The 13,511-nt window shown below is 35.2% G+C and carries 8 protein-coding genes and 1 tRNA gene; 2 read left to right on the plus strand and 7 right to left on the minus strand.

Going from position 1 to position 13,511, the window contains the following annotated elements; genetic code table 11:
• On the plus strand, positions 1 to 478 hold a 478-nt coding region (locus J0M08_10445; GenBank protein MBN8703476.1), incomplete at its 5' end, for a DUF4835 family protein.
• Between the two features lies 1 nt (position 479).
• Here the strand turns inward: J0M08_10445 and J0M08_10450 are convergent.
• The 4 genes from J0M08_10450 to gyrA form a co-directional block, all read right to left on the minus strand.
• Positions 480 to 1,748 carry a tetratricopeptide repeat protein gene (locus tag J0M08_10450; GenBank protein ID MBN8703477.1) on the minus strand — a complete coding sequence of 423 codons (1,269 nt, stop codon included), beginning with the start codon at positions 1,746 to 1,748 and terminating at the stop codon, positions 480 to 482.
• Between the two features lie 44 nt (positions 1,749 to 1,792).
• On the minus strand, positions 1,793 to 2,956 hold the full coding sequence (locus J0M08_10455; protein MBN8703478.1) for a tetratricopeptide repeat protein: 1,164 nt from the start codon (positions 2,954 to 2,956) through the stop codon (positions 1,793 to 1,795).
• A gap of 91 nt (positions 2,957 to 3,047) precedes the next feature.
• Entirely contained in the window at positions 3,048 to 5,903 is a 2,856-nt protein-coding gene (locus tag J0M08_10460) for an insulinase family protein (protein MBN8703479.1), read from the minus strand.
• Positions 5,904 to 5,997: 94 nt separating this feature from the next.
• The gene (gene gyrA / locus J0M08_10465; GenBank protein ID MBN8703480.1) at positions 5,998 to 8,538 is read right to left on the minus strand and encodes a DNA gyrase subunit A; all 2,541 of its coding nucleotides are present in this window, start codon (positions 8,536 to 8,538) and stop codon (positions 5,998 to 6,000) included.
• A 226-nt stretch (positions 8,539 to 8,764) separates the two neighbouring features.
• Here gyrA and J0M08_10470 point away from each other — a divergent pair, with 226 nt between their 5' ends.
• A complete protein-coding gene (locus J0M08_10470; protein MBN8703481.1) occupies positions 8,765 to 11,299 on the plus strand; it encodes an ATP-dependent Clp protease ATP-binding subunit in 2,535 nt (844 codons plus the stop codon).
• A gap of 102 nt (positions 11,300 to 11,401) precedes the next feature.
• Here the strand turns inward: J0M08_10470 and J0M08_10475 are convergent.
• The 3 genes from J0M08_10475 to bioA form a co-directional block, all read right to left on the minus strand.
• Positions 11,402 to 11,475: transfer RNA gene (locus J0M08_10475), tRNA-Pro, on the minus strand.
• A gap of 52 nt (positions 11,476 to 11,527) precedes the next feature.
• Complete coding sequence (locus J0M08_10480; protein ID MBN8703482.1) at positions 11,528 to 12,229, minus strand: queuosine precursor transporter; 702 nt, start codon at positions 12,227 to 12,229, stop codon at positions 11,528 to 11,530.
• Positions 12,222 to 13,502 (minus strand): adenosylmethionine--8-amino-7-oxononanoate transaminase, encoded by a 1,281-nt coding sequence (gene bioA / locus J0M08_10485; GenBank protein MBN8703483.1) that lies wholly within the window; start codon positions 13,500 to 13,502, stop codon positions 12,222 to 12,224. The genes J0M08_10480 and bioA overlap by 8 nt, the downstream gene beginning before the upstream one ends.
• Positions 13,503 to 13,511 lie beyond the last annotated feature (9 nt).

Raw genomic sequence — 13,511 nt, forward strand, 5'->3', positions numbered from 1 at the left:
TTATTACGCCTATATTATTATAGCAATGGATTACGACTCTTTTTCATTAAGTGGCGGCACACCTTATCTTGTAAAAGCACAAAAGGTAGTAGCCAATGCTCAAAATGCTACAGAAAAAGGTTGGAAAAGCTTTGATGGCAACAAAAACAGATACTGGTTGGTAGAAAATTTATTGGATAAATTATATTACCCAATACGAGAATTTACTTATAAATACCACCGACTGGGCTTGGATGTAATGAGTAACAATCCTCCGCAAGGAAGGTCTGTAATGATGGAAAGTTTAGAAGGATTGAAGGCAATACACAAACTACGTCCGCTTTCTTTTAATATGCAAGTGCTATTCTATGCTAAAGTAGATGAATTGGTAAATGTATTTAAACAAGCCGACCCTGCAGATAGAACAAAGGTATCTGCATTATTAATGGATATAAATCCGGGGAATAGCAATAAGTATCAGAAAATATTACAACCGTAGATTAATTGGTTGTACCCATCAACTTATTTATTCTATCTAATTTATCTTTTTGTGAGGTACGTGTATATAGCTGTTTTAAAGCAAATAGCGTATTGTTGTCTTTCCCGTTAATCTCCAAAGCACTTTCTAAATAAGGAATTGCTTTTGCAAATTCTTCATCTGCCTTTTTATTCTGAACTGCAAATTTTGCGTGATCCATTATGTTATCAGCATTTTTACTAATACTTACCCCTACATTGTTATAAAGAATTCCTAAGTTGTAAAGCGCATCAAAAAATTTAGGATTTAGTTCAATTGCTTTTTTATAATTAGACTCTGCTTTGCTAAATAATTCTTGGTAGTTTGCAGGCTTAGGAGCATCTTCGCCTTTTGCATCCTTGGGGTTTGCTAAATTGTCGTAAATATTGCCCAATACAAGATACAAGTTGGCATCTGTAGGATTATTCTTTATTGCTTTATCTAAATTGTCAGATGCTTCCTTGTTTTTTCCAACTCGTAAAAAATAATTGGTTTCTGTAATTAATAAATTGGGGTCATTCGGATAAGCTTGTCTCCCTTTTGTCATGGCGCTAACAGCAGAAGCTGTATCTTTTAAATTGTAACACGCGGTAATCAAAGCTGAATAGGTATTCGCCTTGCCAAACTTCATATCAATTAATTTCTCATACAAAGATTTAGCCTTCGAAAAATTCCCCAATTTTTCTGAAACAATAGCAGCGTTGTTTGAATTTACGGTATCCACCTTCCCCATGATAGTATTACATTCAAATGCTGTTTCAAACATTTTTAGAGCATCTTCAAGTGCTTTATTATTGTATGCTGTGATGCCTTTGTTTTCGAAATGAATAGCACACTCTTTTTGTTTTTGAGCAACTTCGTCTTTGTACTGTTTTTTCGCATCTAACTCTATGCATTTTTTATACGATTCGTATGCAGTTATTAACTCCAATGAATTTGTGTTTTGATATGCAATAAGTGCTTTTTTTGAATTATCGGGCTCTGCTTTTTGTTTAGCAAGTTCATTTCTATAATTGTTATCAAAAATAGCATGGTATATTTTACCTCTGTACAACCAAGTTTTAGCATCATCTTTGGTTTCCGCATCAAGTATAGCAGGCTCGATGGTTTCTTTTGCTTTTAGCAAGGAAGGCTCTTCTTGAAAATCCTGAAAATCCTTTAAATACTTCCATGCCGAAATAACATTTTTGTTTTGACTATTTAAAGAAGAATATAGAATTAAGAAGCAAGATACAAGACGAAAAGTTTTCATAAAGGAAAGACTTAGCACATTTATAAATTAATGAACTTCACAAATTATTTTTTTTCTTTTTCTTTTAGTTGGTTATACTTTTCAGTATCACCTGTACTCACGTACATTTTTTTTAATGCCTGAATAGTTGATTTGTCGGTTGGGAAAGCCTCCACAGCCTTTTCTAAATAAGGAATTGCCTTTTTAAATTCTGTATCACGTTTTGATTCGTAATCTTTAAATTTAGCTGTTTGATCCGGAGGTAACGCATTGGCTTTGTTGTTCCAATCAACACCCTTTGCGTAATACATAACACCTAAATTATAGTTAGCATCTCCATAATCCGGACGAATTTCTATTGCTTTTTTATAGGCTGCTTCTGCTTTTTCCATTTCTTTCTTTTTATCATAAACAGAACCAACAATAAAATGCAAAATTTCGTTGTCAGGATTTATTTCAATAGCCTTATTTGTTTTTTCTAACAAAGCATCCGTTTTTCGTTGGGCAATATAAATTGCTAACTCTGCATTAATCAAGTTTACATTGTCATCAAACACCATACGCCCCTTCTCTAGATAAGACAAGCCTTTAATAGTATCTCTCTTAAGCAAAAAAAGTTGGCTCATGTCTATGTAGATATTCGGATCTTTATAGCCATTATCAATCAGCTTTTGCAAATTAGCCTCAGCAGTGGCATAGTCTTTAGTTTGAAGTGCGGCCAAGTACAAATTATATGTAATTCCATCTTTTGTAATATTTCGTTGTGCCAATCCATTGTCCTTATCAAACTCAAACGCTTGATTTAGCAAATAAAAATACCGTACAGCCTTATCGTATTCTTTGTTTGCGATTGCTTGCATCCCTTTATTACTAAGGCGTGCAGCACTGGCCATAAAATCTGGAATTACCTCTTTTTCATATACTTTGTCTTTATCTAGCTTTAAGCAAGTTAGAAAAGCTTCGAATGCTTTTTCCTTTGAATCGGGATCTAAATTTTTGTATTTGTCCTTATCATCGTCAATTTTTAAATAGATTTTACCACGATACAACCATGTTTTGGTCATATTCTTTGTTTCTTCATGCACAGAAGCTGCATCTATAGCCGCTTTAGCTCTATCCAGCTCTTTCAAGTTAAGTGCACTATAGGCTGTATTTAAATTATTTTTTTGAGCAAACAACGAAACGGTCATTGCCAAAACTACCAGCGGTATTAATACTATTTTTCTCATATAGATATTTTTAGGACAAAGTATTTTGTATTAAGTACAATGAAAGCGATTTAACATTTCTTGTTCATTGTACCTAATACATTGTACAGTCTTATTCAAACTTCATATTACTAACAGTTACCTTGGTTTTACCCAAATCAACTTTATCCAATTGCTTTTTCACATATTCCTTATCCCCAACAATTACAATGGCCATATTATTTGGCTTAACGAATTTCTTAACCTGTTGTGCCATATCCTCACGTGTCATTTTATTTAAAATTTCCATCTGAGTTTTAGTGTAATCTTTTGGTAGATTATAATTAGCGATGTTTAATAAAAAGCGAGCCTTTTGACCTGAAGTTTCGTATTTAATAGATTGCCCATTGAAATAGGCATTTTTTGTAAATGAAACCTCTTCTTCTGTAGGACCATTGTTTACATAGTTATTCAATTCTTTATTAATTTCCACTAATGCATCTCCAGTATTAAATCTTTTTATACTTGCGTTAATGGCAAACTCACCGATATGTTTTGTCGCACCAAATCCACCATAAATACCATAGGTATAGCCTTTCGCCTCGCGTAAATTCAGATTTAATCTACTGTTCAACATTCCGCCACCAAAAGCAAATGTAGATACTGTATTCTTAAAATAATCTCCAGTTGCATCATAAGGTAATGAGTAATGCCCCATTGCAAAAACGGATTGTTTAGCAAATGGCTTATCCACAATATATACTTGTGATTCTTTCAATACAGGTAAATCCACAGTTGGTTGTACTTTTACTTCTTTAGCCTTCCACTTATTTAAAAACTCTAGCTTCGGAAGTATTTCGGCTTCTGTTATATCACCTACTATTACTAGGTTAGAGACAGAAGGGGAATAATACGAGTTGTAATATTCTTTTACATCAGCAAATTCTAATCCGGAAATACTTTTTGCTGTAGCATGTGAACCATAAATACTGTTGCCATACACAATATTATCAAATGCTTTTTGAGCCATTTGATTAGGATCGTCATTCTGAGATCTCAATGATTGTTTAAATTGCTTTCGAATACGCTTAAACTCTTTTTCATCGAAAACAGTGTTGAACAATCTTTCCTCCAATAATACCAATGATGCATCTAGATTTTTTTTCAAACAAAACAAAGAAACATAGGTTTTCTCTTTGTCAGCAGAAACAGAAACATAACTGCCTAATTTCTCCAATTCTTTTACAAAATCATCCGATTTGTATTTCACGGTAGATCCCTCGCTTATCACCGCGGATGTGAGTGCAGCCAATCCTATTTTTTTTGAATCTTTTAACACCAAATCTCCACCATCAATTTCAATTACTATTTCTACAGTAGGAGTTTCGCTGTATTTTGTTCCAGTCATTTTCAAACCATTAGTCAGTGTTTTTTGATAAAAATCAGGAACAGGAGGTGTTTTAGAAGCTGATGGAGTAGGAACTTTATACCAATCGAACTTTTCTGTTGCGGGTTCATATTTCAAATTAGCATATTCCTTTGAATCATCTACCGTAACATTTAAATAAGGATTTACACTTTTAATAGTATCTTTTTTATCGGTATAGTTAGGATACACATTAATTACGGCCGCCCCAGCACCTTTTATATATTTATTAAATACACGTGTAATATCATCTTTGGTTACATTTTTATATCTATCCAATTCATCCTGTAAATTATAGCCTTTAGAAGCTAAGCGCTCCCAATCAATTAATATTTGAGCTTTATCTTCAATATCCTGAATAGATGCTATAATACCCGTTTCCTTTTTTGCTTTAGATCGTTGTAATGCCTCGTCTGTTATCCCTGTTTTTTCAAACTCCTCAAAAGTCTCCTTCAATAAGGATTCGTTATCATTAAATAGTTTGTCCAAGTTTGGATTTAGTAAATCATCGGGAGCATAGCAATCAACCTCCACTTGAAAAAAACCTGCTAACTCTAAATTTTCAGCAACGACACTTACAGATAAAGCCTTTTCAGATTTAACAAATTTTTTGTACATAATAGAAGCTTCTCCTCCACCCATCATGTCTGCCAACAAATTCAACGCTGGCTCGTCTTTATGATATTGTGGTACAGTAGGTAATGCCCTAATAGTAATAGGCAAATAAACATTATCTCTGTAGCTAGCATATTTATTTGTTGGTAGTATAGGAGAATTGGGTTTCATTTTGGTTACCGGAGGGCATTGTTTAAAATTACCAAAATACTTTTCTGCCCAAGCAACTACCTGCTTGGTATCTACATCTCCGGCAACAGTTAGTATTGCATTATTTGGACCATACCAACGCAAAAAGAAATTGCGAACATCTTCTACTTGTACTCTGTTTAAATCCTCGATGTAACCTATAGGCAACCAACTATAAGGATGCTTGTACGGAAAAAGATTTTGAAATAACATTTCTGCCACTAATCCATAAGGTCTATTATCACCTTGCCCCTTTTCGTTTTTCACTGCATCTCGTTGTATTTCAAATTTTCTAGATGTTAACGAATCTAAAAAATACCCCATTCTATCTGCCTCCAACCACATAGCAGCTTCGACATTGTTACTAGGTAAAACCTCAAAGTAATGCGTTCTATCAAAATTAGTATTGCCGTTCATCTGACCTCCGGCATCCACTATAATTTTTTCATGCTGTTCATCTTTCACATGTTTAGAGCCCTGAAATAACATGTGCTCGAACAAGTGCGCAAAACCCGTTTTACCAATAGTTTCGCGGTTAGATCCAACTTTGTAAGTTACCGCCACATAAGCTTTAGGATCAGAATGATCTTCATTTACAATGATGGTTAATCCGTTGGATAGTTTGTACTTTTCGTACGGAATAATTAAACCATCTGCTTTTGCTTCGGCTTTTTCAATTAAGGTGGTTCCTGTGCCTTGAGCAAAAATATTTCCTGCTACTAAAGCAGTTACAGCAACTAGTTTTAGGGCTTTTTTCATATTATAATTTACTTGTTAATTTTTACTTTGTATCTCTATTATTCGAGGGGGAGGGTAAATGTAACTTCCATTTAGTAAAAGGAAGTTACAAAAACTATTCCAAATTATCTGTTTTAGGGGAATTATCCAAATCAACAGGTGTCTGAGGGGTATCTGTTGAGTCTAAACTTTCCTTTTCCGACTCCTCATCTACATCAATTTTAGCAACCGCAGCAATACTATCTTCCTCTTTTAGGTTAATCAATTTAACACCTTGTGAAACACGCCCAATTACACGTAAATCGGCTACTGCCAAACGAATAATGATACCCGATTTGGTAATAATCATTAAATCGTTTTTATCGGTAACATCTTTTATAGCAACCAATTCGCCTGTTTTCTCTGTAATATTGATGGTTTTAACACCTTTACCACCTCGGTTAGTTATTCTATATTCGTCAAGGTCGGAGCGTTTTCCAAATCCTTTTTCGGCAACAACCAATACATGTTTTGTTGGATCATCTACTGCTATCATTCCAATTACTTCATTGGTATTCCCGCCTTCATCGTCTAAATTAATTCCACGCACACCAGAAGCGTTTCGGCCCATTGGTCTTACGGTAGATTCATTAAAACGAACTACTTTACCTTGTTTAGAAGCCAACATAATTTCATTCTTACCATTTGTTAAAAGTGCTTCTAACAAAATATCTCCATCTCTTACAGTAATGGCATTTATACCATTTTGGCGAGGACGAGAATAAGCTTCTAATGTAGTTTTCTTAATGATTCCGTTTTTAGTACACATAATAATGTAATTATTATTTAGGTACTCTTCGTCAGAAAGATTTTTAACTTTTATGTACGCTTTAACCTTATCATCAGGAGCAAGGTTGATTAAGTTTTGTATTGCTCTACCCTTAGAACCTTTCGTGCCTTCCGGAATTTCAAACGCACGTAACCAATAACATTGCCCTTTCTCGGTAAAAAACATTAAATAATTGTGAGTAGATGCAACAAATAAATGCTCTAAGAAATCTTCGTCTCTAGTAGCACTGCCTTTAGAGCCCATTCCGCCTCTATTTTGGCGTCTATATTCGTTAAGTAAGGTGCGTTTTATGTAGCCCATGTGCGATATCGTAATCACAACTTCTTCATCGGCTATCATATCCTCCATGCTAAACTCCTCGGCATTTAAAACAATTTCTGTTTTACGCTCGTCTCCGTACTTTTCTTTTATCTCAATAAGTTCATCTTTTATAATTTGATAACGTAATGTTTCGTTTGCCAATACTTCTTTATAGTAAGAAATACGTTTCATTATTTCATCAAACTCTTCTTTTATCTTATCTCTTTCAAGCCCTGTTAATACACGCAAACGCATTTCCAAAATTGCTTTGGATTGAATTTCGCTAAGGCCAAAGTTTGTCATTAATCCATTTTGCGCATCCAGTGGAGTTGCCGATTCTCTGATTAATTTAATTACTTCGTCTAAGTGATCAAGCGCAATTAAATAGCCTTGTAATATGTGCGCACGTTTCTCTGCTTCGTTTAATTCGTATTGTGTTCTTCTTACTACAACTTCGTGTCTGTGCTGAACAAAGTAGGATATCATATCCTTTACATTCAGCATCATTGGTCTTCCTGCAACTAGCGCAATATTATTTACACTAAAGGATGTTTGAAGTTCGGTGTATTTAAATAAATTATTTAGTACTACGTTTGCAATAGCATCGCGTTTTAATTCATACACAATTCGCATACCTTCCCTATCCGATTCATCACGGATATCGGAGATACCTTCTATTTTCTTTTCATTTACCAAATCAGCTGTCTTTTTAATCATTTCAGCTTTATTGATTTGATAAGGAATTTCTGTTACAATAATTCGCTCTCTATCGTTGTGTGTTTCAATAACGGCACGCGCACGCATCATTACGCGACCACGACCTGTTTCCAACGCATCTTTCGCACCTTGCATTCCATATATTAGTCCGCCTGTAGGGAAGTCCGGCCCTTTGATATATTGCATTATTCCGGCAATATCAATATCTCTATTATCAATATACGCTATAGTTGCACCAACTACTTCGGTAAGATTGTGTGGAGGCATGTTGGTAGCCATACCCACTGCAATTCCGGACGAACCGTTAATTAATAAGTTGGGAATACGCGTTGGGAAAACAGTAGGCTCTTCTAACGAATCATCGAAATTAGGGCGGAAATCAACAGTATTCTTGTCGATATCGGCAATCATTTCTTCTGCTATTTTTTTAAATCTAGCTTCTGTGTAACGCATTGCTGCTGGACTATCACCATCTACTGATCCAAAATTTCCTTGACCATCAATCAACGGATAACGCAACGACCATTCTTGCGCCATACGCACCATTGCATCATACACAGAGCTATCTCCGTGTGGATGGTATTTACCCAAAACCTCACCGACAATTCTTGCTGATTTTTTATAAGGCCTGTTTGCAAGAACTCCTAAGTCCATCATACCATATAAAACTCTCCTGTGCACAGGTTTCAATCCATCTCGCACATCGGGCAGCGCACGAGATACAATTACCGACATAGAATAGTCTATGTAAGCGGTTTTCATTTGATCTTCAATATTAATTTGAACTATTTTTTCTCCCTCGTGTTGCATAGTATATACGTGTCTTTAGTTGAAGTTAAAATTGTTAGTAAAAAAGCTTCCGAAGATACAAAAAACCTACCTTAAAAGGGCATTTTAAGCCCCCCTTAATTATCAACATTATTAACAATGCTTGTTGATAAAAATATGGCGTAAAGAAGCTCTATTTCTTAGCATCTAGTATATTTATTGTATTGATAAATAACTATATTTAGGAATATTCTAAAAACCATCATATATGGAAGCTAAATTTTCACCAAGAGTTAAAGATGTTATTACATTTAGTCGCGAAGAGGCTTTACGACTTGGTCATGATTATATTGGAACAGAACACTTGCTACTAGGTATTATAAGAGAGGGAGAAGGCATGGCAATTCGCTTAATGAAAGCATTGCAAGTAAACATTCCGGAACTTAGAAAAACGGTAGAACAATCGATTGCTGTTACCACTAAGAAAAACACGAACATGGGTAACATCCCATTAATCAAGCAAGCTGAAAAGGCTTTAAAAATAACCTATTTGGAGGCTAAATTATTTAAGAGTCCTGTAATTGGAACAGAACATTTGTTGTTATCTATTTTAAAGGATGAAGATAATGTAGCAACAAAATCGTTACACAAATATGGTGTTGACTACGAAACTATTAAACAAGAACTAGAAAATATGACAATTGATCCTAAAGCAGAGTTTCCTGCTAATCCGGCTGATGACGATAATGATGATGATGCAGGTTCGTTCAGCGCAGGTGCTAAAAAAACAACCGACTCTAAATCTAAAACCCCGGTATTAGATAATTTTGGACGTGATTTAACAAAAGCGGCCGAAGAAGGCAAATTAGATCCTATTGTAGGAAGAGAAAAGGAGATAGAGCGTGTATCTCAAATTTTAAGCCGTAGAAAGAAAAACAATCCGATATTGATTGGAGAACCGGGTGTTGGAAAATCAGCAATTGCAGAAGGTTTGGCGTTGCGCATAATTCAAAAAAAGGTGTCGCGCGTATTGTTTGGAAAACGAGTAGTTACGCTAGATTTGGCTTCTTTAGTTGCCGGTACAAAATACCGCGGTCAGTTTGAAGAGCGAATGAAAGCCGTAATGAATGAGCTAGAAAAATCTCCTGATGTAATTTTGTTTATTGATGAAATACATACCATAATTGGAGCCGGTGGAGCATCGGGCTCTTTAGATGCGTCAAACATGTTTAAACCAGCGTTGGCGCGCGGAGAAATACAATGTATTGGAGCAACAACATTAGATGAGTACCGTCAATACATAGAAAAAGATGGTGCTTTAGAAAGACGTTTTCAAAAGGTAATGGTAGAGCCTACTACAGTAGATGAAACAATTCAGATTTTAAATAACATTAAGTCTAAATACGAAGATCATCATAGTGTAACTTATTCTGATGAGGCATTAAAAGCATGTGTTACGCTAACAGCTCGTTACATAACCGACAGACATTTGCCCGACAAGGCAATTGATGCTTTGGACGAAGCAGGATCTCGTGTACATATTACCAACATTAATGTTCCGAAGAACGTGTTGGAAATCGAGAAAAAAATTGAAGATATAAAGGAAGAAAAAAACAAGGTTGTTCGCAGTCAAAAATACGAAGAAGCTGCTCGATTAAGAGATACGGAAAGACAATTGCTAGAACAGCTGGAAGCCGCAAAAAAATCTTGGGAAGAAGAAAGCAAAACACACCGAGTACAAGTTACCGAAGATAATGTAGCAGAAGTAGTTGCTATGATGACTGGTGTGCCGGTGCAACGTATTGCACAAACAGAAGGCAATAAGTTAATGAAAATGTACGATGAGCTAAAAGGCAAGGTAATTGGGCAAGATGATGCAATTAAAAAAATTGTAAAAGCAATACAGCGCAATAGAGCGGGATTAAAAGATCCTAATAAACCTATTGGAACATTTGTGTTTCTAGGCCCTACAGGTGTTGGGAAAACACAGCTTGCAAAAATATTATCACGCTATATGTTTGATAACGATGATGCGTTAGTGCGAATTGACATGAGCGAATACATGGAAAAATTCGCTGTTTCTCGTTTAGTAGGTGCTCCTCCAGGATATGTTGGGTACGAAGAAGGTGGACAACTGACAGAAAAAGTGCGTAGAAGACCATACTCAGTTGTGTTGTTAGATGAGATAGAAAAAGCGCATCCGGATGTATTCAATTTATTGTTACAAGTTTTAGATGAGGGTCAATTAACCGATAGTTTGGGAAGAAAGATTGATTTTAAAAACACCGTTGTTATAATGACGTCTAATATTGGCTCTCGACAATTAAAAGATTTTGGACAAGGAGTAGGGTTTGGAACTAGTGCGAAAGTAAGCCAAGCAGACGATCATTCAAAAGGTGTTATAGAAGGTGCATTGCGCAAAGCATTTGCTCCGGAATTCCTAAACAGGATTGATGATGTTATTATGTTTAACTCATTGAGCCAGGAAGATATGACTAAGATTTTGGATGTAGAATTAGTTGGTCTAATAAACAGAATTGCACAAATGGGATTTACAGCTAAAATTAGCGAAGAAGCGAAAAAGTTTATTGTAGAAAAAGGCTATGACTCTCAATTTGGGGCACGTCCACTGAAACGGGCGATTCAAAAGCATTTAGAAGATCCATTGGCAGAAGAAATTATCAAATCTAACTTAACAGAAGGAGATTCTATTGAGGTTGATTTTGATAAAGAAACAAGTGAGTTGAAATTTAAAAATACAAAGCCAAAAACTCCAAAAAAGAATAAGAAGGAAGAGAACTAAATTTATGTTGGTTTACCGCTTATAAATATAGTGGTAAACCAATATTTTGGGCATAAAAAAAGAGAGCAATTAATAAATTGCTCTCTTTTTTTGTCTTTTTTGTCGGGGTGGCCAGATTCGAACTGACGACCTCCACATCCCAAATGTGGCGCGATACCGGGCTACGCTACACCCCGAACTTTTTAAGCGAGGCAAAGATGCAAAATTTTTATCAATAATAAAAAATATTTACTCTTTTACTTTATGATGAAGAACCTCTTCTGCAGTTTCTTTAAGCACAATTTGAGCTTCTTGCCCAAAATACTTATCAATTAGAGCATGACCGGCATAAATAAGTGGGGTTAAACCAATAGCTACTAGTAACTTAAAGGTATATCCTGTTAAAGCCACATTTATAAAAACCTCTGTAGTCATTTTCCCCGGCAACCAAAACGCAATTCCTACTACTAAAAAAGTATCTATAAATTGCGAAACCGCAGTAGAACCTGTTGTTCTGAGCCATATTAACTTCCCTCCTGTCTTGTTACGAAGTGTCCAAAAAATAAATACATCTATCATTTGACCTACTAAAAATGCAACAATACTTCCTACTATAATCCACATAGATTGACCAAAAACAGCTGTAAATTGTTCGTTAGTGACTAATGAAACTGAGGATGCATTGATATTAATTGCAAAGAATAAAACAACAAATGCATAGGCAATTAATCCGGCTGTAATCAAAGAAAGCGTTCTTACACCTTTTTTACCGTAGTATTCATTAATCAAATCTGTTGTTAAAAAAACTACGGGCCATGGTATAATACCAATACTCATTGTAAATGGACCTATTTGTATAAGCTTTGCACCAATTAGTTCTGCAACTACCGCATTTGTAATAAATATACCTGCAAGTATAAGGTAAACTATGTCCTTCTTGGTTTTAAACATCGGTAGTTAAAAAATCAATTATTGTAGAATAAATAAATTTAAGTTCTGCCTCTGTAATACAATACGGAGGTAAAATGTAAATCGTATTCCCCATAGGTCTCAACAGTATGCCTTTTTTTAAAAAATAAAAATATGCCTTATCTCGTATTTCATTAAAATAAGAATCCTTCCCTTTTCCGGCTATTTCGAATGCGGCAATTGTACCAATACTTCTAGGGTTGAGCACATTCGCATAATTCGAAATATCTATGACAAATTGCTGATGATTTTGTTCAATCATTTTAATTTTTTCGAATACATTGTTCTGCTCAAACAAATCAAGACTGGCAAGCGAAGCTGCGCAAGCAATTGGATTGGCAGTAAAAGAGTGCCCGTGAAAAAATGTTTTATATCTATCATTTATTTTAAACTCTTGATACAAAAACTCTTTGCAAGAAGTAACTCCTAAAGCCATCGTACCTCCTGTTATTCCTTTTGACAAACAAATTATATCCACTTCGCTTTTCAAATAGTTTGTTGCAAACATTTTTCCTAATCGACCAAAACCTGTCATCACTTCATCTGCAATGGTAACTATACCGTTCTCCTTACACAGTAAAATCAGTTCATTTAATTCTTCGGCATCATAGATTACCATACCTCCTGCACCCAACACCAATGGCTCAAAAACGAAGGCCGCTATTTCATGTTTATTCTCTGCTATAATTCTATTAAAAGTAAGAAGTATTTCTTTTTTATTTTCTTTAGTTGGAACAGGTATATGTATTACATCAAACAATAATTCCTCAAAAGGCTTAGAAAAGGCCCCGCGAGAACCAAGTGACATTACACCAAATGTGTCTCCATGATAAGAATTACTGAATGCAATTATTTTTTTTCTGGGTTCGTTTTTATTATACCAATATTGTAGGGCCATTTTCAAGGCTACTTCCACCGCGGTAGATCCGTTGTCTGAATAAAAAATTTTTGAGTGTCCACCAGGCAAAATCTTCAACAATCTCTCTGCTAACTCAATCGCAGGAAGATGAGTAAATCCGGCAAATATTACATGCTCTAAATTCAAAAGCTGCTCATGCACTTTTTCTGCGATATATGGATGTGAATGCCCATGAATATTGACCCACCAGGAGCTTATGGCATCAATTATTTTACGCCCTTTATCGTCATACAAATAAACACCCTCTGCCTTTACAATTGGCAAAGCAAGTGGATAAATAAAATGATTTGTATATGGATGCCAAATAACAGCAGCATCTCTTTCTGCTAAATTCATTGATAATAT

It is taken from the genome of Bacteroidota bacterium (assembly GCA_017303975.1).
Lineage (GTDB): Bacteria > Bacteroidota > Bacteroidia > JAFLBG01 > JAFLBG01 > JAFLBG01.